Annotated in this window: 18 protein-coding genes and 1 pseudogene; 15 read left to right on the forward strand and 4 right to left on the reverse strand. The window is 62.0% G+C overall.

Translation table 11 applies throughout. The annotated features are described in order from the left end of the window. Positions 1-228 precede the first annotated feature (228 nt). The 5 genes from AC1KVE_RS08460 to AC1KVE_RS08480 all read left to right on the forward strand — a co-directional run bounded on the left by AC1KVE_RS08460 (position 229) and on the right by AC1KVE_RS08480 (position 5,478). Positions 229-414 carry a DUF2065 domain-containing protein gene (locus AC1KVE_RS08460; protein ID WP_046345852.1) on the forward strand — a complete coding sequence of 62 codons (186 nt, stop codon included), beginning with the start codon at positions 229-231 and terminating at the stop codon, positions 412-414. Between the two features lie 426 nt (positions 415-840). Next, the gene (locus AC1KVE_RS08465; RefSeq protein ID WP_481092735.1) at positions 841-2,133 is read left to right on the forward strand and encodes an adenylosuccinate synthase; all 1,293 of its coding nucleotides are present in this window, start codon (positions 841-843) and stop codon (positions 2,131-2,133) included. A gap of 175 nt (positions 2,134-2,308) precedes the next feature. Continuing rightward, complete coding sequence (locus tag AC1KVE_RS08470) at positions 2,309-4,972, forward strand: M1 family metallopeptidase (RefSeq protein ID WP_481092736.1); 2,664 nt, start codon at positions 2,309-2,311, stop codon at positions 4,970-4,972. Positions 4,973-5,009: 37 nt separating this feature from the next. Beyond that, positions 5,010-5,297 (forward strand): CopG family transcriptional regulator, encoded by a 288-nt coding sequence (locus AC1KVE_RS08475; protein ID WP_481092737.1) that lies wholly within the window; start codon positions 5,010-5,012, stop codon positions 5,295-5,297. A 1-nt stretch (position 5,298) separates the two neighbouring features. After that, positions 5,299-5,478 (forward strand): type II toxin-antitoxin system RelE/ParE family toxin, encoded by a 180-nt coding sequence (locus AC1KVE_RS08480; RefSeq protein ID WP_481092738.1) that lies wholly within the window; start codon positions 5,299-5,301, stop codon positions 5,476-5,478. Between the two features lie 291 nt (positions 5,479-5,769). On the opposite strand, the gene AC1KVE_RS08485 is transcribed toward AC1KVE_RS08480, so the two are convergent. From AC1KVE_RS08485 to bdcA, 3 genes are all read right to left on the reverse strand, one after another. Next, complete coding sequence (locus AC1KVE_RS08485) at positions 5,770-7,095, reverse strand: Smlt3024 family type IV secretion system effector (RefSeq protein ID WP_481092739.1); 1,326 nt, start codon at positions 7,093-7,095, stop codon at positions 5,770-5,772. Positions 7,096-7,120: 25 nt separating this feature from the next. Beyond that, positions 7,121-7,984, reverse strand: coding sequence for a Smlt3025 familytype IV secretion system inhibitor (locus AC1KVE_RS08490; protein WP_481092740.1), 864 nt, complete (start codon positions 7,982-7,984; stop codon positions 7,121-7,123). 179 nt (positions 7,985-8,163) lie between these two features. Continuing rightward, complete coding sequence (bdcA, locus tag AC1KVE_RS08495; RefSeq protein WP_154831583.1) at positions 8,164-8,877, reverse strand: SDR family oxidoreductase; 714 nt, start codon at positions 8,875-8,877, stop codon at positions 8,164-8,166. 70 nt (positions 8,878-8,947) lie between these two features. Between bdcA and AC1KVE_RS08500 the strand changes: the two genes are divergently transcribed. Beyond that, on the forward strand, positions 8,948-9,538 hold the full coding sequence (locus tag AC1KVE_RS08500; protein ID WP_184631647.1) for a TetR/AcrR family transcriptional regulator: 591 nt from the start codon (positions 8,948-8,950) through the stop codon (positions 9,536-9,538). A 789-nt stretch (positions 9,539-10,327) separates the two neighbouring features. Beyond that, the gene (locus AC1KVE_RS08505; RefSeq protein WP_181142398.1) at positions 10,328-10,963 is read left to right on the forward strand and encodes a hypothetical protein; all 636 of its coding nucleotides are present in this window, start codon (positions 10,328-10,330) and stop codon (positions 10,961-10,963) included. A gap of 41 nt (positions 10,964-11,004) precedes the next feature. Here the strand turns inward: AC1KVE_RS08505 and AC1KVE_RS08510 are convergent, their stop codons facing one another. Continuing rightward, the gene (locus AC1KVE_RS08510; RefSeq protein ID WP_481092741.1) at positions 11,005-11,223 is read right to left on the reverse strand and encodes a hypothetical protein; all 219 of its coding nucleotides are present in this window, start codon (positions 11,221-11,223) and stop codon (positions 11,005-11,007) included. Between the two features lie 555 nt (positions 11,224-11,778). On the opposite strand from AC1KVE_RS08510, the gene AC1KVE_RS08515 reads away from it, so the two are divergent. From AC1KVE_RS08515 to AC1KVE_RS08550, 8 genes and pseudogenes are all read left to right on the forward strand, one after another. Beyond that, entirely contained in the window at positions 11,779-12,654 is an 876-nt protein-coding gene (locus AC1KVE_RS08515) for an XVIPCD domain-containing protein (RefSeq protein ID WP_481092784.1), read from the forward strand. Between the two features lie 315 nt (positions 12,655-12,969). Further along, positions 12,970-13,233 (forward strand): annotated as a pseudogene (locus tag AC1KVE_RS08520) (YlcI/YnfO family protein). A gap of 6 nt (positions 13,234-13,239) precedes the next feature. Next, positions 13,240-13,548, forward strand: a complete 309-nt coding sequence (locus AC1KVE_RS08525; protein ID WP_007963395.1) for a type II toxin-antitoxin system RelE/ParE family toxin — start codon at positions 13,240-13,242, stop codon at positions 13,546-13,548. 53 nt (positions 13,549-13,601) lie between these two features. Next, the gene (locus AC1KVE_RS08530) at positions 13,602-14,594 is read left to right on the forward strand and encodes a restriction endonuclease (RefSeq protein ID WP_040964891.1); all 993 of its coding nucleotides are present in this window, start codon (positions 13,602-13,604) and stop codon (positions 14,592-14,594) included. A 221-nt stretch (positions 14,595-14,815) separates the two neighbouring features. Beyond that, positions 14,816-16,426, forward strand: a complete 1,611-nt coding sequence (locus AC1KVE_RS08535) for a class I SAM-dependent DNA methyltransferase (protein WP_481092785.1) — start codon at positions 14,816-14,818, stop codon at positions 16,424-16,426. A gap of 13 nt (positions 16,427-16,439) precedes the next feature. After that, positions 16,440-16,871, forward strand: a complete 432-nt coding sequence (locus AC1KVE_RS08540) for a nucleotidyltransferase substrate binding protein (protein WP_481092742.1) — start codon at positions 16,440-16,442, stop codon at positions 16,869-16,871. Next, the gene (locus AC1KVE_RS08545) at positions 16,864-18,453 is read left to right on the forward strand and encodes a restriction endonuclease subunit S (RefSeq protein WP_481092743.1); all 1,590 of its coding nucleotides are present in this window, start codon (positions 16,864-16,866) and stop codon (positions 18,451-18,453) included. The genes AC1KVE_RS08540 and AC1KVE_RS08545 overlap by 8 nt, the downstream gene beginning before the upstream one ends. Continuing rightward, positions 18,453-21,632 carry a type I restriction endonuclease subunit R gene (locus AC1KVE_RS08550; protein WP_481092744.1) on the forward strand — a complete coding sequence of 1,060 codons (3,180 nt, stop codon included), beginning with the start codon at positions 18,453-18,455 and terminating at the stop codon, positions 21,630-21,632. Before AC1KVE_RS08545 ends, AC1KVE_RS08550 begins: the two co-directional genes overlap by 1 nt. The last annotated feature ends 124 nt before the right edge of the window (positions 21,633-21,756 follow it).

The following is a 21,756-nucleotide window of genomic DNA, read 5'->3' on the forward strand; positions in this document are numbered from 1 at the left end:
GCGCTCCTACGGGGTGGGTTTGTCGGGGGGGCGCCTGTCGTGGATCGGGCGATGGTGCTTTGGGCGGTCTGCAGGTTTGCCAAGGCTCGCTACGTTGCCGCGTAGGAGCGCACCCGGGCGCGACCGGCTTTATCGGGAATGCCTGTCGCGCCCGGGTGCGCTCCTACGCTGGGCGCGTGGAGGGCGCTGACGCGGCACACTGCAGTTCCCCACGTCCTGGTGTTGCTGATGCATGAATTTCTGTCCGCGTTATGCCTGATCGCCCTCATCGAAGGCCTGCTGCTGTTTGTCGCGCCTACCGCCTGGAAGCGTATGGTCGAGCAACTGTTCAGTCTGCCCACCGCGCAACTGCGTGCGATTGGTGGTGTGACCCTGGTGCTGGGCGCGATCGCGCTGTGGGTGGTGCGTCACTGAGTGGGTGGTCCATTCCGACCGCAGCGGGCAGCGTAGGAGCGCACCAGGGCGCGACGGCGTTACCGGTAGTGCCGGTCGCGCCCTGGTGCGCTCCTACGAGCCATTGGGATTGTCGCGACGGGATCTCCCGGGCTAGGGGCCGGCAGCGCTCGGAGCACCGCGCAACCGACGGCCAGCCGCAATCTGACCCGCGCCCGGTCCGCCGTCCGCCAGGGGTAGTGCACGTCACCGGAAACCCGGATAATGCACAAAAGCCGGCCGGGCACGCTCACACAGGGCACCTCGTTCGGCTTTTTCCGTGTCAGGGCTTCACGCGCCGCTGCAACGCTCCCCGATGGAGCCGCGCGCCAGGTGGCGCCGCCAGCCGTGAACCGGTCCCATCCCGCGGCCCCGATGGCCGCAGCAAAACTCAGGAGTTCACCCGTCATGGGTCAGTCAGTTGTCGTGCTCGGTGCCCAGTGGGGCGATGAAGGCAAAGGCAAGATCGTCGATCTGCTTACCGAAGAGATCGGTGCGGTGGTCCGCTTCCAGGGTGGCCACAATGCCGGCCACACGCTCGTCATCAACGGCAAGAAGACCGTCTTGCATCTGATTCCGTCCGGCATCCTGCGCGACGACGCGCTGTGCCTGATCGGCAATGGCGTGGTGATCTCCCCGGCCGCGCTGATCAAGGAAATCAGCGAGCTGGAAGGTGCCGGCGTGGAAGTGCGCTCGCGCCTGAAGATCTCCCCGGCCGCGCCGTTGATCATGCCGTACCACATCGCCCTGGATCAGGCGCGCGAGAAGGCCGCTGGCGGCAAGGCCATCGGCACCACCGGCCGCGGTATCGGCCCGGCGTACGAAGACAAGGTTGCCCGCCGCGGTATCCGCATCGCCGACCTGCATTACCCGCCGCAGCTGGAAGAGCTGCTGCGCACCGCGCTGGATTACCACAACTTCGTGCTGACCAAGTATCTGGGCGTGGAAGCGGTGGACTTCCAGAAGACCTTCGACGAAGCGCTGGCCTTCGGCGACTACGTGCAGCCGATGAAGTCGGACGTGGCCGGCATCCTGCACGACCTGCGCAAGCAGGGGAAGCGCGTGCTGTTCGAAGGCGCGCAAGGCGCGTTGCTGGACATCGACCACGGCACCTATCCGTACGTCACCAGCTCCAACACCACCGTCGGCGGCGCACTGGCCGGCACCGGCGTTGGCGCCGATGCGATCGACTACGTGCTGGGCATCGCCAAGGCCTACGCCACGCGCGTTGGCGGCGGCCCGTTCCCGACCGAGCTGGACGATGGAGTGGGCCAGGGCATCCGCGACCGCGGTGCCGAGTACGGCGCCTCCACCGGCCGCCCGCGCCGCTGCGGCTGGATGGACATCGTTGCGCTCAAGCGTGCGGTGGCCATCAACGGCATCTCCGGCCTGTGCATCACCAAGCTCGACGTGCTCGACGGCATGGAAAAGCTCAAGGTCTGCATCGCCTACGAATACCGCGGCAAGCGTACCGAATACGCCCCGCTGGACGCGCAGGGCTGGGAAGAGTGCACCCCGGTGTACCTGGAGTTCCCGGGCTGGACCGAAAACACCCACGGCATCACCGAGTGGGACAAGCTGCCGGTGGCCGCGCGTGCCTACCTGCGCGCGCTGGAAGAACTGGCCGGCTGCCCGATCTCGATCGTCTCCACCGGCCCGGATCGTGACCACACGATGGTGCTGCAGGATCCGTTCGCCTGATCGGCTGACGCCAGACGCGGCATCGTCCAACGGCCCGGCTTGTCCGGGCCGTTGGCATTTGAGGATTGCTGAGATTTGCCATGACTTCCGGCGGTGCCTGCGGGCACTGTTCCGGCGGATCATCCGCGGCCTGGCGCCGCTTGCCTGCCCACTTCGCCCACATCGAGAATTTCCCATGCGTCTTCCCCTGGTGACCGCCATCGCACTGGCCCTGGTCGGTACAAGTCCGGCTGCCTGCGTGCTCGCCGCCACGCCCGCGCCGACGAGCGCCGCCGCCTCGTCCATCACCACCCAGTTACCGCGTACGGCCAAGCCCACGCATTACGCGGTGGAGATCACGCCGCATGCCGACAAGATGACGTTCGACGGCAAGGTCGCCATCGACGTCAGCGTGCTGCAGGCCACCGACCGCATCGTGTTGCAGGCGGCCAACCTGAGCTTGGCGCATGGCACGCTCACCCAAAAAGGCGGCAAGCCGCAAGCTGCCAAGGTCAGCACTGATGCCGAGGCGCAGACCGCCACGTTCGCGTTCGACAAGCCGCTGGCAGTGGGCGAGTACGTGCTGTCCATCGACTACAGCGGCGTGATCAACACGCAGGCCAACGGCTTGTTCGCGCTGGATTACACCACCGCGCAAGGTGCGCGCCGCGCGTTGTTCACCCAGTTCGAAAACTCCGATGCGCGCCGCTTCATTCCTTCCTGGGACGAGCCCAACTTCAAGGCCACCTTCGACCTGGCGATCAATGCGCCGGCCGGGCAGATGGCGGTGAGCAACATGCCGGTGGCCTCGTCCAAGCCGGGCGCAAACGGGCGCACCCGCATCGCATTCCAGACCTCGCCCAAGATGTCCACATACCTGCTGTTCGTCAGCGTGGGCGATTTCGAGCGTGCCACCGTCACCGCCGACAACGGCACCGAGATCGGCGTGATCGCGCAGAAGGGCAAGGTGGACCAGGCGCAGTTCGCGCTGGAATCCGGCCGCGATGTGCTGCACGAATACAACGCCTACTTCGGCATCCCGTACCCGCTGCCCAAGCTGGACAACATCGCCGCGCCCGGGCGCAGCCAGTTCTTCAGCGCCATGGAAAACTGGGGCGCGATCTTCACCTTCGAATACTCGTTGTTGCTGGATCCGGCGGTGGCCAACATCGACACCAAGCAAGGCGTGTTCACCGTCGCCGCGCATGAGATCGCGCACCAGTGGTTCGGCAACCTGGTGACCATGGCGTGGTGGGACGACCTGTGGCTCAACGAAGGCTTCGCCAACTGGATGGAAGCGCGCACCACGGCAAAACTGCATCCGGAATGGGATATCGACAAGACCGGCCCGGCGCTGAAGAGCCGCGCGGCGATGCGGCGCGATGCGTATGCGACCACCCATCCGGTGGTGCAGCACGTGGCCACCGTGGAGCAGGCCAGCCAGGCCTTCGACGCCATCACCTACCAGAAGGGCGAGGCGGTAATTGCCATGCTGGAAGACTATGTCGGCTCGGACCACTGGCGCACCGGTGTGCGCAGCTACATCAAGCAACACCAGTACGGCAACGCGGTGACCGACCAGTTGTGGCAGCAGATCGACGCGCTGGCCCCGGGCAAGCAATTCACCCAGGTGGCGCACGACTTCACCCTGCAGCCGGGCGTGCCGTTGATCAAGGCCAGTAGCCGCTGCGTCGGCGGCCAGACCGCAGTGACGCTGGAGCAGGGCGAGTTCACGCTGGACCGCCCCGACAAGCAGCCGTTGCGCTGGCATGTGCCGGTCGTCCTGCGCAGCGGCAATGGCGCGCCAGTGCGCGTGCTGGTAGACGGCACCGCCCAGGTGCAGGTGCCCGGCTGCGACGCACCGGTGGTGGTCAATGCCGGGCAAAAGGGCTACTTCCGCACTTGGTATGCGCCCGCGCAGTTCAAGGCGCTGACCACCAGGTTTGCCGCGCTACCGGTGGTGGACCAGGTGGGCGTGTTGAACGACACCAGCGCACTGGCCGGTGCCGGCGTGCAGGCGCAGGCCGACGTGCTGGATCTCACCGCCCAGGTGGCGGCAGGCGCATCGCCCGATGTCTGGGACATGGTGGCCAGCATCTACGACGATGTGGATGGCAGCTTCGAGCGCGACCCGGCTGCGCGCGCGGCGTGGCGTGCCTATGCCGTGCCGCGGCTGACGGCCGAATTCGCAACGCTGGGCTGGGACAACCGCGCTGGCGATTCGGCGCAGATCCAGCAGTTGCGTACCCGCCTGGTCGCCACCCTCAGCGACATGGGCGATGCCGCCGTGATCGCCGAGGCACGCCGGCGCTTTGCCGCCTTCCAGGCCAACCCCGCCTCGCTGTCGCCGGAGCTGCGCGACAGCGTGCTGGGCGCGGTTGCGCACAATGCCGACGCCGCCACCTGGGACGCCTTGCATGTCTTGGCCACGCAGGAAACCTCGTCGATGGTGCGCGACACCTATTACGACTTCCTCTCCATGCCCAACGACGAGGCACTGGCCAGGCGCGCGCTGGAACTGGCGTTGACAGCCGAGCCGGGCGCCACCACCGGTGCGAGCATGATCGACCGGGTCGCTTCCCGGCACCCGGAACTTGCTTTCGACTTCGCGGTGGCGCATCGCACGCAGGTGGACACCCTGGTGGATTCCACCTCGCGTGCCCGCTACTACCCCGGCCTGGGCATGGACTCGGCCGAGCTTGCCACCGCCGACCGGATCAAGGCCTATGCCGAGCAGTACGTCGCACCCACCTCGCGGCAGGCCGCAGACAACGCCATCAACACGATCCAAACGCGGGTGAAGCTGCGGGCGGCCTCGCTGCCGCAGATCAAGGCATGGTTGAAGGCACGCAAGCGCTGAGCGTTGCGGTCATCGCAGCACAGGAAACAGCCCGGTCTTGCCGGGCTTTACAACCATCCGCCTTCCAGACGAACTCAAGATGCGCGTTGCTGCAGCAGCGAAGCGGGGCGGCACGACGTCACATGGTTTCATCCTGAAAGCGATCGCCGAAAAGGCGGAATCGGTCGAGCGTCGTGCCGATTTCGATGCGGTTGCCGAGCAGCGTGATGCCGGCATTGTGGCGTCCGGGAAGACCATCGCCTGGGACGACATGCGTGGCCATCTGGAAAAGCGCATGGCCGGCGAGCCGGCAAAGCGTCCCACGGCTCGCAAACTAGCCCGGTAGCATGGCGCATATCGCGCTGGCACCGGAGGTTGCACAGGATCTTGAGCGGATCTTCGACCACCTCCAGCGCCATGAGGCCGCACATGTCGCAGCACGCCTGCACGAGATCATTGCGGCCATCGACGTGCTGGAAACCAATCCGCTGATCGGCCGGCCGGCGGCGACAAGCGCGAACTGGTGATCGGTCACGGCGCGCACGGCAATCTGGCGCTGTACTGCCATGTCGCGCAGATCGACACGGTGTTTGTGCTGGCCGTTCGCTCGCAACGTGAGGCGGGCTTTGCGGGGCCGTGATGTTCGCAGTTCCCTGATTGCTGTAGCCCGGTGTCCCTGTTATTCGATGCACTGCCACCCGAGCCGCACAAGCCGGTGCTGGAGATCGTCGTGCGCCACGCCGACGTTGCCAACCCGTATCGCCTGCACGCCATAGCCCAAGAAGCCGCCGCAATGCCTCGCCACCCGCCTAGCGCCGTTATCCCATGCGCATCGACGCACTCTCACGCTGGCGGGTATCCATCTCCTGCTGCTGGCTCTGCGCCAACGCCTGCTGGCGATCGGTACTGGCGACTTCCAGTCGCTGCAGCGACTGCTCCACCGGCGTCTGCACGGCCACGTCGGTCGGCATGTGGGCGCGCAGGTGCGCCGGGTTGTTCAACTCGCCCTGCACCACAAACACATTGCGGCCGGCCGGGCTGTCGGTCGTCTGCTCGCTCAGTACCACGTGGTCGGCCCGGTCCAGGTTGTTCTGGCGGGCGAGGGTCATCACGCTGGCGATGAGGCGCTCGCTGTTCTCGTCTGGTGTGCGCCCGGCTTGCGCATCGATCGCGTTCACGCCTGCGCGCACCTGCTGCAGCAATGCGTAGTCCCGGTGCTCAGGGCCGATATCGGCGAGTTTGGTGGGCGGCTGCATCCGATCGGGCAGCCCGTCGACCGATACCGTGAGCGGGCTGCGGGTAATGGAGCGGTGCGAATCGTCTTCATGGAACTGCGTGGCTTTCTGCTGCCGTTCAAGACGCACGGCGCGGGCATCGTCGAGTTCGGCGATACGGCCGGGATTTGTTTCTTCGCGCATGGAAAGATGCCCACCGCCTGCGCTGACGTTCACCCATTTCTGCTCTTTTTCAAAGTACATCGCGTAGAAGCTGTTGCTGCCGATGACGTTGGGGTCGACGGCTGAGCGGCCTTCCAGCATCTGGATCGCCTCGGTGGTGCCGAGCTTGGCCAGGTACTGGCTGCCGGCCGCCAGTCCCATCTGCGCAAAGGTCTCGTAGCCCGTGTTCCTGATACGGGCAGCGCCGCCGTACTCGTTGTCGAGCATGTTGGTCCAGATCTGTTCCAGCTTTTGGGGACCGCTTTTTTCCAGGGCCGCTTGCAGGAGGACGCGTGGGGTCCAGCAGTTGGGGTCGAGCTCATGGTCCAGGAAGGCTTGATCGTGTGCCCGCATGACATCAGCACCAGGCAAATTCTGCGCTAGGTCCGGACGGTGTTCGCTCATCCAGTATTGCCTGGCTTCAAGATCCTTTTTGAGGAGGGTTTGCCCAAACGCTTCCCACTGCCTCTCGCTCAGGTTCGCGTTGGCAAAGTGAGAGCCGTTATCGTGCTGTGTCCTGGCATAATTCTGTGCGTAACTATTTGCAACCTGACCGGGCAAGCTATCGTTACGCACCACGCCCAGTGCCAGTGTCCCGTAGCCATCTGCACCATCTAGCTGCGAAAGATAATTCCAGTACAGCTCGCGGTTGCCCGCGTCCGCATAGCTGGAAAGAATCTTGAGGTCCTGCTCTTTCAATCCGCTCATGTCCTGCTCCTTATCGTCGCGCCGATCACCTGACTTTGGTGCGGGCCAGTACGGTCCTTACCGCGTCTTCCATGCGTTTCCAGTCCTTCAAGAAGGCGCGCTTATAGTTCAGGGTGATAGAAAGCTTGTTCTCGATATCAGAGAAGTAGTGGACACAACTTGCAGCAACAGCGCCTTTCTCGTGTACTACTTCAGCTCCCTCCAGCCGCACACCGTCTCCACGAAATTTGGTGCTGTCGCACTTGATGAAGGTGATGAGGCCGCCGCTTGAGTCGCGCGCGACGTACCAGTCATCTTCGTAGGCAGGGTTGCGAATCGGCGGTTTCCCGTAGTGGTCTTCGTACTCTTTCGAATACGCCAGCATTTTCGCTTCGTCGATTGCGTAAGGCGTTAGGTCCAACGTGTCTTGCTGGGCAAGGCGGAGATCGAGGCGCTGCCTCGGATCTCGACGTTCCACTGAATTGGCCTCGGTTATCGCATCATTGGAAGAATGTCGCTCTAATGATGTCTCGATAGGAGCCCGGTCGATGTAATTGATTCGAACTGAGATCTCCTTTCGGAAATCATTCGTACGCGGGCTGGCCCGTGCCCCGGGCGGGGTGGGGGTCATGTCTGGCCATTCGATGACCAGCGTGACGCCTTCGCCCGGCCATGGTGCGATCTGGCTGTCCAGATAGTTGGCGGGGATGCGGAAGGTGTTCGGCCCCAGCTTTACGTCAACCGGCGCGTCCGAATAGGTGTGCCCGTTGATGGTGCGGCCTGTGGTAACGGTGCCTGACATGGGGGAAGTCCTTTTTTGTTCGGGTGATGGCGTCCGTGCACAGGCACTGCCGGTCACGGCGACGGCGAGTGCAAGAGCCAGGCACCGGCCGGATGACATCATGTGCATTGGTCAGTCCATTGCAGGGTTCGCCGCAACTATAGGCAACTTGGGATCAGCGCGACAGCAAGGGCCAAGCCTGCGATTGTCCGTGCCATGCGCCGCATGACATGGGAATGCGATCACGCTCTGCCGGAAGGAAAGGCGCGTGGATCAAAACGCGGGCGGTGCAACGGCAGCTCGCCGCGTCATGCCCCAAACGCGCCATCGATCGTATGCATCGCTCCGGTGACAAAGCTCGCTTCCGGGCCTGCCAGCCAGGCCACCATGCCGGCCACTTCGTCGGCGCGGCCGTGGCGTTTGATCGCCATGAAGCTGTGCATCAGGTCTTTCATCGGCCCGTTTTCCGGGTTGGCGTCGGTATCGATCGGACCCGGTTGTACCACGTTGATGGTGATGCCACGCGGCCCGAAGTCGCGCGCCAGCCCGCGCGCAAGCCCTTGCAGCGCGGATTTGCTCAGCGCGTAGGACGCCATGCCGGGCAGCGGCATGCGGTCGCCGTTGACCGAGCCAATCACGATGATCCGCCCGCCGGGCGGCATCTGCCGCGCGGCCTCCACGGCGGCGTGGTAAGGCGCGTGCACGTTGATGCGGAACAGCCGGTCCACCGCGTCCGGATCCTGGTCCAGGGCATCGCCGAACAAGGCGATGCCGGAGTTGACCACCAGCACATCCAGCGGCCCGCTGCGGCGCACCGTGTCGATGACCGCATCGCGGTCGGCACTGTCGGCCAGCACCGCGGTGCTGCTGGTGTCACCGGCCAGGCGCTGCGCCGCCTCGGCAGAGCCGGCATAGGTAAACGTCACCCGTGCGCCCTCGGCCACGAAGCGCCGCACGATGGCGGCCCCAATCCCCCGGCTGCCACCGAGCACCAATACCGACTTGTCTTTGAACGCTGACATGCATCACCTCGCAATTAATGTAGCGAGTAATACATAATAGTTTTCGCCTGCCGTCAAGGATTTTGTAACTATGACTACAGAAACCCCCCGGGCCCGCGGCCGGCCGCGCGCATTCGACCCGGACCAAGCGGTCGCCACTGCGCAGCAGCTGTTTCATGCGCGCGGCTACGACGCACTGAGCGTGGCCGACCTCACCCAGGCACTGGGCATCAACCCGCCCAGTTTCTACGCCGCCTTCGGCAGCAAGGCCGGCCTGTATGCGCGCATCCTCGACCGCTACGCGCAGACCGGGGCCATCCCGTTGCCGCAGATCCTGGACACCGCCCGCCCGCTGGCCGACGCCCTGGCCGACGTACTGGAGCAGGCCGCGCGCTGCTACGCCGCAGACCCCGCCGCCACCGGCTGCCTGGTGCTGGAAGGCACGCGCAGCAACGACGCGCAGGCGCGCGAGGCGGCCTGCGGCTTCCATGTCGCAGCCCAGGAGTTGATCCGCTCCCACATCGCCAAGCAGCGCCCGCACGACGCCGACCGGCTGGCGGATTTCGTCAGCACCACCATGGCCGGGCTGTCCGCCAGCGCCCGGCATGGGCAGAGCCTGGAGCGTTTGCTGGCGAGCGCGCGGTTGGCGGGGGAGGCGCTTCGGGTGGCGCTGCGCGGATAGGCAGAGCGCGGGTAGGCAAGGTGCGAGCGGGTAGAGGGCTTTCGATGGCGTGCGCGCACCTGCTCGCTAATCGAGGTGCGCTTGCCGCTACCCAGTACGGTCAATGGTCAGGTGGTACGAGACGATCGTGATTGGCCGTCGCTCAGGCGAAGTCGTTGTCGGATGATTGGTGCGGTAAATCAGGAAGGGACGGGGCAGCGCCTGTGGGACATCCATGTTCTAGGCTGGCTTTAACACAGGCCACTTCAACCTCCTTGTGCAATGCTGGTGAGCACATGGAGCCGCGCGCAGCGTGTTGGTTAAACGTTTCAAACTATCCGAATTGCTGCTCACCCCGGACAGTCGCGCTGAGTCCATACCAGATGGCGTCGTTGCGGGATGCAGCGTCTATTTCGGTCCCGAAATGAGAGTGTCGCTGAACCGTTTTCGTCTGCGATCAATCACTTGACCGAGCCTGCTCATACGGCCACAGTCCGGGACGTTCGCCCTCTCCGTTCAAGGATGCCCGTGAAGAAGCTGACGCATTGCATCGTGGCGACCGCGCTGGTGCCCATCATGACGCTTGGGTGTGCACGGCTTTCGATGGAACAGGCTGCCGCAAAACCCCCAAGTGGTGCACAAAAAGCATCGTCTTTTCCTCAGGCGCCTGCTGCCACGCCTTCACCTTGGGTGTCCTTCAAACTGGAACGGCAGATGGGCGCCGTCTGTGTGGACCGTACGCAATCACAGGGCTCCTCGCCCGCGCCTTTGCTAAGGGACGGGTTTTGCAAAGGCCCGGCACCTGCGCATATGGCGGCTGCATTGCTTGCCCTGCCTGCAGATGCGGTCGATGCCTCGCCGCAAGCGCGCGAAGCGGGCCTGCGCGATGCCGTATACGTGGCCGCACCCGGCCTGGGACGGCGCGCGGACTTTACCGTGGTGGCGGGTGAACTGACGATCCGTTCGTTTGAAAGTGCTGATCCCGACAAAACGGTGTACTTGGTCTGGCCGGTGAAATGTGGCGCGGGCGAGGCAGGCCTTGCGTGCCAGTCAGGCAAGGGGCGAAAGGCGTATCGCGTCACCAAGGACGGCACCGCACGCGATGTCAGTGCAGCGGTGTTTCCACCAGCGCCTAGCCTGACTGCAGAAGATGTTGCCCGGCAAAACGACCACGGCGGCTCGGAGCTTTTTCTGTTCGATGACAAGCTGCCCTTGGCGCCGACAATGCGATGGTTGATGGAATTCGATCCTGACCAGCCGCTGGCCACCGATGACCCAAAGCGCGTCGGGTCTTACGCCCATTTTGGTTTTCTTCGGTGGACAGGCGAACGCTTCGAGCTGGTAGAACGAGTCGCTAGAGCGCAGTGGCCTTGTCGCCAGCAGCGCACAGGCGAACCGGCATGTGCGGATTATCCAGATGGTGAGGACCGTTTCATCAGCGAGTGACCACTTCTGCAAGGAGCATCGAAATGGCGAGATCCAACGATTTAGACATCCGTGCGACTGCCGACCAGATTTCTGCGTTGTTCAACGCCAATCGACAGGCCGAGGCGCTGCGCATGCTTGATGAGCGCAGACAAGGACAGGCAGAGGTCGTGCGTGACGCACTGGATCGCTATATCGGCGCAGCGTCCGCCGGTGCAATCGCCAATCATCAACAAGGGCCGGTCGCCTCTGCGGATGCCAGTGTGCTGCAACGCTTGCAACTAGCCGCGTCAAATCAGCCAGCAATTCCGCCGCAAGCGCAAATGGCTGCCTTGAGCGACGCACAGCGCTATGACGTCTACGCCAGCATCGTACAGGTGCGAGGTAACGAAGCCGCGCACGAGGCACTCTCGCGACCCAACGAGCGCGTGGTATTAGGCCTTCGCCAGGAAAACTCAACGCTTGCGGCCATGCAGGATCGCGCGCATGCCGGAAGCTTGCGGAGCGACGATCCGGCAACCCCTGCCATCAACGAAGCTCAGGGCGGCACGGGCGTCTACAACGACCGCCTGGTCGTACTGTGGAAGGATGCCGATGGCACGCGTCATACGCAGGTCGCCCAACAAGCAAACACCGAGCCGACTGCGCAGTACGATCATCATGCAGGCAACACGGGGCGGCGCCCGCGTGCGGAAGGCGGCATGGAGAACAGGACATTTGCACCGTCGCCAGGCTTTGAAAGCATCACCAGGCCCAGGAAGATCGAAGGCGAGGATGTCAATGCCGATGGCATCAGGGATCTCGGTCGCCTGAGCGAAGGCACCATCGAGATGCGGATGGGGCAGCACCCAAATCCCAGCCGGCCAGGCACCCAAGACAACGCATTACGCCCGAGTCAGGCGGCAGTCGATGCAGGGCGGGGCGGGGTACAGCGGGATAGCAATGCGGACGGCTGGTTTGATCAAGCCGATCTCAACGGTGTGCAAAATCTCAACGACACCTTCAAGATTCATCGCGGTTCCAGCGGCAGTACCGATTCGGCTGGCTGCCAGACAATTCATCCAGCCGAGTACGATGGGTTCATCGCGGCGGTTCAAGGCAACCCCGCGCAGACACGCTGGCAATACGTATTGACCAGCACCACACCCGGGCCGGTGCGGGAGCAGCATCAGGACCAAGGGCGAGGGCGTGAAGGGGTACGGCCAGGGCAGGAGGAGCAGGGGCATCGGCCGGCCCAGCCGCAGCTGCAGAACGGCGGGCCTGCAGCGCCGGCGCCTGGGAGGCCACGACAGGCAGACGCAGAAGACGCCCACCCCGCGCCTCATCCGTTGCATGCACAAGCCAGCACCTTGGTTGGCCGGTTGGATGCCAGCATGGGCCGCGCAAGCGATGCGCACAGCGAGCGGATGAGCGCCAGCCTGGCCCACCTGGCAAAAGAGCACGGGCTCGAACGCATCGACCACGTAATGCTGAGCAGCCAGATGCCGCGTGCAGCGGCCGGTGCCACCGTGTTCGTGGTACAGGGCGAACCCAGCAACCCGGCCCATCTGCGCGCCAGCATGCCCACTGACGTGGCAGTCAGTACGCCGGTGGAGCAATCGCTGGCAAAGCTGCAAGAGCTCGACGCGCGTACGTTGGCGCAAGCGCAAAGTCTGGCACAGGAAAGATCGATGGCGCAGGATGAGGCGGTCAAGCCGCGAAGTATTGGGTGAGAGCTTTTGGCTTTTGCTTTTGACCTGTAGACCCACCGGTCCAGGCAGCGTATAGCTGAGACTGCCTGCACAAACATGTCGTTCGCCGCATTCCATATTCCGGAATATGGAATGCGGCAGACTCGGATGTGGCATTGAAGCCCAAGGATCTCGTGGTGCCACACAAGCAGGGTTGCCCAGGCGGACCTCGACCTGTGCATCCCTTGGAGAAGTGCTGTGTATGCGACATCGTCGGCTTAGGTTCGCAAAGAAAACCTTGAAGCACCGGCGCTCACTTGCGATGATGCATCGCAATTGCAACGCACTGGGCCTGCCATGAAATCCGCATCTCTTCCGTCGCTCCGGGTAGATCCCGCGCTGCGCGAAGCGGCCGAAGCCGTGTTGCAGGAGGGTGAGACGCTTTCTAGCTTTGTCGAGCACTCCGTGCGCGCCCAGGTGCAGCAGCGTCAGCAGCAGGAAGCCTTCATTGCGCGCGGGCTGGCCTCGCGTGACAGCGCCAAGGCGTCTGACCGGTAAATTGACGCGAGGGATGTGCTGGCCGGGCTGCAGTCCCAACTGGACAAGGCGCGCAAGGGCTGAACCAGAGTGCGCTTCACGATCCGCTTCACCGAAGAAGCGCGCGACGATCTTGCGCGGCTTTACGACTGGCTGCTGCAGCGTGTCGATGGCGATTTCGCCATCGCTGAGCGTGCATTACAGGCCATTCGTGAGAGCATCGCTGCACTTGAAGTGGCACCGCTGAGCTGTCGTAAAGTTCGCCAAGGCGACCCTTTCCAGCGTGAGCTGGTGATTGGCTTCGGCCCAAGTGGCTATGCGCTGTTGTTCGAAGTCCAAGACAAGCAGACGGTGCTCGCGCTCGCAGTGAGGCATCAGCGTGAAGACGACTGGTGCTAAGGTCTTGCGACGAAGAATGTATAGAAAATTCTGAATTTAAGAAGAAGGTCGTGATGGCACGGATGTGGATGGTGCGCGGTGAGGGCGGGAGCTTGTACGAAGCATTTCGCGAGCAAGGCGTGGTTGCAGTAGGTTGGACACAGCTCGCGGCTGAGGCCAAGCCAGGTGTTGATCGCAAGCAATTGATCGCCATTTATCAGGCTGCTGAGCCATTGGCCAGACCTGGTACCGTCATTTCCGGAGCCTCTCAGGTATGGCGTTTCGTAAATGAAATTCAGCAAGACGATTGGGTCATTACTTACTCGCCAGCGAATCGCCTTTACGCAGTTGGCACTGTGGCGGGGCAGGCGGAGTACCTCCCGGAGTCGGCTGAATCAGGCATAGCACTTGCGCGGAAGGTGCAATGGCTGCAGCAGGAGCTTCCCCGCGATCACCTGGGTATCTCAACCAAGAATAGCCTTGGCTCCACACTGACATTGTTTGAGGTGCCGCCCAGTGCCGCCGACGAGATATTGGCAGTGCTCAAAGGTAAGCCGGTACAGGAGATCGAAGAAGCGCTGGACGAAGCCGTTGCCGACCCTCTCGCAGGTATCGAATCCCAGGCGCTCGAGCGCATCAAGGATCTGGTCAGCGAGCTTGGCTGGAGTGATATGCAGCAACTTGTGGCCGGCATTCTGCGAGCGATGGGCTACAAGACCCAGGTCTCGCCTCCCGGCTCGGACCGTGGGAAAGACATCGTTGCATCGCCCGACGGGTTTGGCTTCGAACATCCACGTATTGTCGTGGAGGTCAAGCATCGTAAGGGGCAGATGGGCAGTCAGGACATTCGCAGCTTTCTTGGTGGGCGCCACAAGGATGATCGCGGTTTGTATGTCAGCACCGGCGGCTTCAGCAAGGATGCGCAGTACGAAGCAGATCGCGCGTCCATTCCACTGGCGCTGTGGACGCTGGACCATGTGGTGCGCGCGCTGATCGAGCACTATGCGGCTACCGACGCCGAGACAAAACGCATTGTGCCGCTGAAGCGGCTTTACTGGCCCGCCTGAAGCCAGAGGAAGAAAAAGTGACATCTACCGAACAAAAGATCGAGCGCTTCATCGCCGCCTTGGCTTCGCTTGGCGGCAGCGCGGGCAATCAACGCCTGCGTGAGGAACTGGGCTGGCAGGACAGCACCTACCAACGCATCAAGCAGCAACTGATCGACGACGGCCGCATCCGCGCTGGTCGGGGGCGAGGTGGATCGGTTGCCTTGACGGCGGCGATACAGATGCCAGCTACGCCCAATGTTGCACCCGAGCCCAAGCCGGCACGGGCCAAACCCGCGCCTGCACCGCTCAAGAAGGAATCTGTGTCCGAACTCGACTACGCCGACAAGCTCTGGAAAACCGCCGACAAGCTGCGCGGCAACATGGAGCCCAGCGACTATAAGCACGTTGTGCTCGGCCTGATTTTTCTCAAATACATCTCGGATGCCTTTGAAGCCCGGCACGCAGCATTGCTGGCCGAAGATCCACAGGCTGCAGAGGACAAGGACGAGTACCTCGCCGAGAATATTTTCTGGGTTCCCAAGCAGGCGCGTTGGTCGCACCTGCAGGCAAACGCCAAGCAATCGAGCATCGGCACGCTGATCGATGACGCCTTGCGCGCTATCGAGAAGGACAACGAATCGCTGAAAGGCGTGCTGCCCAAGGACTACGCGCGCCCCGCGCTCAACAAGGTGATGCTGGGCGAACTGATCGACCTGATTTCTGGTATTGCGCTCAACGACAAGGGCGCCAAGTCCAAAGACGTGCTGGGCCGCGTGTATGAATATTTTCTCGGCCAGTTCGCCGGCGCCGAAGGCAAGCGCGGCGGCGAGTTCTACACACCGCGCAGCGTGGTGCACACCCTGGTGGAGATGATCGAGCCATACAAGGGCCGCATCTACGACCCCTGCTGCGGCAGCGGCGGCATGTTCGTGCAGAGCGAGAAGTTCGTCAACGAGCACGGCGGGCGCATTGGCGACATCGCCATCTATGGGCAGGAAAGTAATTACACGACCTGGCGCCTGTGCAAGATGAACCTCGCCGTGCGCGGCATCGATAGCGACATCCGCTGGAACAACGAGGGCAGCTTTCACAAGGACGAACTGCGCGACCTGAAAGCCGACTTCATCCTGGCCAACCCACCGTTCAACATTTCCGACTGGGGCGGCGAACGGCTGCGTGATGACGTGCGTTGGGCGTTCGGGCCACCACCGGTGGGCAATGCCAACTACGCCTGGTTGCAGCACATCGTCCATCACCTCAGCCCGCACGGCTTTGCCGGCGTTGTCCTGGCGAATGGCTCGATGAGCAGCCAGCAAAGCGGCGAAGGCGACATCCGTAAGGCGATGATTGAAACCGGCGTGGTCGATTGCATGGTCGCCCTGCCTGGGCAGCTGTTCTATTCCACGCAGATTCCGGCCTGCCTGTGGATTCTGGCCAAGGACCGCAGCAACGGACTGGTGCTACAGAGCAAGCTACGCGACCGCCGTGGCGAGATCCTGTTCATCGACGCTCGCAACATGGGCACACTGGTTGACCGCACCCGGCGCGAATTGAGCGATGCCGAGGTGGCCAGGATCGCGGCGACCTATCACGCATGGCGTGGCGAGCAGGATGCAGGCGACTATGTTGATATCGCCGGGTTCTGCAAGTCCGCTTCTCTGGACGAGGTGCGCAAGCACGGCCATGTACTCACGCCGGGTCGCTATGTCGGCGCAGCGGCGCAAGAGGATGACGGCGAACCGTTTGCGCAGAAGATGCAGCGCCTGGCAACGCTGTGGCGGGAGCAGCAGCAGGAAGCGGCGAAGCTTGACGCAGCGATCGAGATCAATCTGAAGAACCTGGGGTTCTGACAGGAGAGACATGATGAACGAGAAACTCGACCTCACAGCACTGCGCAATGCGGTGTCTTCTCTGGAAGACAGCCTGGGCGTGGTCAGCGACAGCACCTGGTTCGACCAGCAATCGAAGCAGGTGAAAAACACGCTGGTGGCAGGCGTCATCCAGAATTTCGAGTTCGTCTATGAAATCGGCATCAAGATGCTCAAGCGCCAGATCGAGGCCGAATCCGCCAGCCCGGAGGAGGTGGATGAAACCAACTTTCGCGAAGTGCTGCGCGTGGCTGCCGAAAAGGGCTTGATTGCCGACGTAGAAGCCTGGTTCAAGTATCGGCAGATGCGCAACATCACCGCGCACACCTACGACCACGAAAAGGCGAAGAAGATGTACCAGGGCAACCTGGACTTCATCGTCGATGCGCGCGACTTGTTGCAAAAGCTGGAAGCACGCAATGTCTGATACGCCCAATATCGACATCCGGCCCGATCATTTGCAGATCGTGCGCGACATTCTGCGTAAGCACGTTCCGCAATATGAAGTATGGGCTTTCGGTTCGCGGGCCAAATGGCTGGCCAAGCAGTATTCCGATCTGGACCTGGCCATCATCACCGACCAGCCCTTGTCACTGGCGGTGAGTGCGGCGCTGGCCGATGATTTTTCCGAATCGGATTTGCCGTGGAAGGTCGATGTGGTGGATTGGCAGACGACGGGCGAGTCGTTTCGTAAGATCATTGAGCGTGACAAGGTGGTGGTAAAAGAAGGAAAAAAAATCTTGGCGATGAAGGGTGAAATTGACTACGTTCCTTTACGGGATTTAACGACTCGTATTACCAAGGGGACGACTCCATCGAGAGGCGAGGGCTTCGTCTCTGTCGGGATCAACTACATTAAGTCGGAATCGATCACTTCAGATGGCACGATTGATACAGATAAATTTGCGTACATCGATAAGCTAACTCACGACGCGCTCGCTAGATCTCAGCTTTGCGCAGGCAATGTTCTCTTCTCGATGGCGGGCGCCTATTTGGGAAAAACGGCAATCGTACAACCAGAGCATGTTCCTGCAAATGCTAATCAAGCAGTAGGTATCATCACTCCTGATCAATCTAAGGCTGATCCACGCTTTATTCACTATTCAATTCAATCGCCAGCCTGTCGCTCTTGGATTAAAAATTCATCGGCGCAATCAGCGCAGCCGAATTTCAACCTGAAAGAGATCGGCGATCTGCCGATCCCGAATTTCTCCCTCGAAGAACAGCGCAGGATTTCAGGGATCCTCGGCGCGTTCGATGACAAAATAGAGCTAAACCGACGTTCGAACCAGGCGCTGGAAACGCTGGCCCGCGCCCTGTTCAAATCCTGGTTCGTGGACTTCGACGGCTTACCGCCAGAAGACATGCAGGAATCGGAATTGGGCTTGATTCCGAAGGGGTGGCGTGTTGCAGATTTCAGTAAAATAGTGGAAATCATTGGCGGTGGAACGCCGAAGACTAGCGTGGATGAGTACTGGGATGGTGATATTCCTTGGTTCTCAGTCGTGGATACACCTGCTGCAAGTGATTTATTCGTAACTAGGACGGAAAAAAACATCACACAAGCCGGTGCTAAGGAAAGTTCTGTTCGCCTTATTCCTAAAGGCGCAACCATCATTTCTGCACGGGGCACTGTGGGTAATTTGGCGCTGGCTGGGCGCGAAATGACGTTCAACCAGTCGTGCTATGGATTGCGAGGAAAGTACGGGGTGGGCGACTATTTCGTGTTTCTCGCTGCGCAATACATGGTGATCCAATTGCGCTCCATGGCGCATGGCTCTGTGTTTTCGACTATAACGCGTCAAACATTCGACGCAATAAAGATTGCTGTTCCGTCTGAAAAAATGTTTCAAAGATTTGAGAAGGCTGTGTCCGTGTGGTTCGAGAAAATCTTGTTGAATGTTCAGCAATCCCAGACCCTAATCCAACTCCGCGACACCCTGCTACCCAAACTGCTCTCCGGCGAACTGCGGGTAAAGGATGCCGAACGAATGGCGGAAACTGTCTGATGGCCTTTCTATCCGAAGCCGCCATCGAGCAAGCCTTGCTCGAACAACTCAGTGGGCTGGGCTACGCCGTCACCTCAGACGAGGCCATCGGCCCTGATGGCAGCGCGCCGGAACGCGAAAGCCACGATGTCGTGGTGCTGCACCAGCGATTGGCCGATGCCGTCACCCGGCTCAACCCGCAGCTGCCGCCGGAGGCGAGGGAAGACGCCATCCGCAAGCTCACCCAAAACGACTTGCCGAACTTGCTGGAAGAAAACCGCCGCATCCACACGCTGCTGACCGAAGGCGTGGATGTCGAGTACTACGCAGACGATGGTGTGCTGACAGCGGGCAAGGTTTGGCTACTCGACTTTGACCGCCCGGAGAACAACGACTGGCTGGCTGTTCAACAGTTTGTGGTCATCAGCGGCCAGACCAGACGCCGGCCGGACGTGGTGCTGTTCGTCAACGGCCTGCCGCTGGCCGTGATCGAACTAAAAGCACCCGGCAGTGCAGGTGCAAACCTGGTGGGTGCATTCAACCAGTTGCAGACCTACAAACAGCAGATCCCCGCGTTGTTCCATACGAATGCGGTGCTGGTCACTTCCGATGGCATTGCCGCGCGTGCCGGCTCGCTGTCCGCCGATCTGGAGCGGTTCATGCCGTGGCGCACCACCGACGGCAGGCAGGTGCTGCCCAAGGGGCAGCCGGAGCTGCCAACGCTGATCGAAGGGGTGTTCGCGCCGCAGCGGTTTCTGGAGCTGCTGTGCTGGTTCACCGCTTTTGGCGAAACCGGTGGCGGGCTGGTCAAGATCATTGCCGGTTACCACCAGTTCCACGCGGTCAACCACGCGGTGGAATCGACGATTCGCGCCTCACGCACGGCCATTGCCGAAGATCCAGCCAATTACGGCTTGGCCAGCGTTAAAGCGCAGCCGGCAGGCGACCGCAGGGCGGGCGTGATCTGGCATACGCAGGGCAGCGGCAAGAGCCTGCTGATGGCCTTCTACGCCGGGCGGCTGGTGCAGCACCCGGCGATGCGCAACCCGACGCTGGTGGTGTTGACCGACCGCAACGATCTGGACGACCAGTTGTTCGGCACGTTTTCGATGTGCAAGGCGCTGCTCCGGCAGACACCGGTGCAGGCCGATAGCCGCGAGGATCTGGCGCGGCTGCTGGATCGCGCAAGCGGCGGTGTGATCTTCACCACCTTGCAGAAGTTCGGCGAAGTGGAGGCGCCATTGACCACGCGCCGCAACGTGGTGGTCATTGCCGATGAAGCGCACCGCAGCCAGTACGGCCTGAAAGCCAGAGTGGACGTAAAGACCGGCGTGGTCTCGTATGGCTTTGCCAAATACATGCGCGATGCGTTGCCCAATGCCTCGTTCATCGGCTTCACCGGCACGCCCATCGAAGCGACCGACGTAAATACCCCCGCGCTGTTCGGCCATTACATCGATGTCTACGACATCAGCCGCGCGGTGGAAGATGGTGCAACCGTGCCGATCTATTACGAATCGCGGCTGGCGCGCATTGAACTGGATGAAGACGAAAAGCCCCATCTGGATGCCGAGGTCGAGGCCCTGTTTGAGGGGGAAGGCACAGATGAAAAGGAAAAGCTGAAAGGGCGGGCAGCGGCAGTGGAGCGGCTGGTCGGCAGCCAGAAGCGGCTGGCCCTGGTGGCGCAAGACCTGGTGACGCACTTCGAAGAGCGTGTGGCTGCGCTGGATGGCAAGGCGATGGCGGTGTGCATGAGCCGCGAGATCTGCGTTGACCTTTATAACGAAATCGTCAAGCTGCGCCCGCACTGGCACAGCGACGACGACACGCTGGGTGCGGTCAAGATCGTGATGACCGGCGCGGCCAGTGACCCGCAGCAATGGCAGCAGCATATCGGCAACAAGGCCCGGCGCGATGCCTTGGCGCGCCGCGCCAAGGACCCGGCCGACCCGTTGAAGCTGGTAATCGTGCGCGACATGTGGTTAACCGGTTTCGACGCGCCTTCCATGCACACCATGTATGTGGACAAGCCGATGAAGGGGCACGGGTTGATGCAGGCCATCGCGCGGGTCAACCGCGTGTTCCGGGACAAGCCGGCCGGATTGATCGTCGACTACATCGGTATCGCGCAGAACCTGAAATCCGCCCTGGCGCAGTATTCGCCCCAGGACAAACAGAACACCGGCATCGACGAAGCGCAGGCGATCGCCGTGATGCGGGAGAAGTACGAAGTCGTACGGGACATGTACCACAGCTTTGATTACCTCACTGCACTGAATGGCACACCGCAGCAGCGTCTGACGATGATGGCCGGTGCGATCGAATGGATCCTCGATCAGCAGCAGCAATGGATGGCCGCGGCAAGCAGCGACGATGGCAAGAAGGCGGCGCAACGCCGCTACCAGGACGCAGTGCTGGCCTTGTCCACGGCCTATGCGCTGGCCTCCGCCTCGGATGAGGCGCTCGCGGTGCGTGAGGAGGTGGGCTTCTTCCAGGCTATCCGCGAAGCCTTGGTCAAAAGCGCGACGGGTTCAGGCATCAGCTCGCAGGAGCGCGATTTCGCCATCCGCCAGATCGTGAGCCGTGCGGTGGTCTCCACCGAGATCGTGGATATCCTCAAGGCTGCCGGCATCCAGTCGCCGGACATTTCCATCCTGTCGGACGAATTCCTTGCCGAAGTGCAGCGGATGGACAAGAAGAACCTGGCATTGGAAGCGCTGCGCAAGCTCATCAACGACGGTATCCGTTCGCGCAGCAAGCGCAACATTGTGGAGACCAAGGCATTTACGGAACGGCTGGAAGATGCGATTGCGCGCTACCACGCCAATGCCATCACCACTGCCGAAGTCTTGCAGGAACTGATCCGCATCGCCAAGGACATCCGCGCCGCACGTGCGCGTGGCGAAGAGCAGGGATTGAGCGAGGATGAAGTCGCGTTCTACGATGCGTTGGCAGAGAATGATTCTGCAGTGCAGGTGATGGGCGACGATGCACTCAAGGTTATCGCACACGAGCTGCTTGTGAACCTCAAGGGCAGCGCTTCGGTGGATTGGGCGCGCCGCGATTCGGCTCGTGCGCGCATGCGCGTGCTGGTGAAACGCATCCTGCGCAAATACGGCTATCCACCTGATTTGCAGGATGCCGCGGTTCGCACGGTATTGCAGCAGGCAGAAGCACTCTCTGCTACCTGGTCTGCATGAGTTGCGCTATTGACGCCAGGCTGCTGCAGTAGCAGGATTCGACTACGGAGCCTCGAAACTCCACGTGTAGCGGTACCCACCTCCGACAAACCGGTGGGTTTTTTGTGCCTGCATATTTTGTGGG

The organism is Xanthomonas sp. NCPPB 2864 (assembly GCF_056675615.1).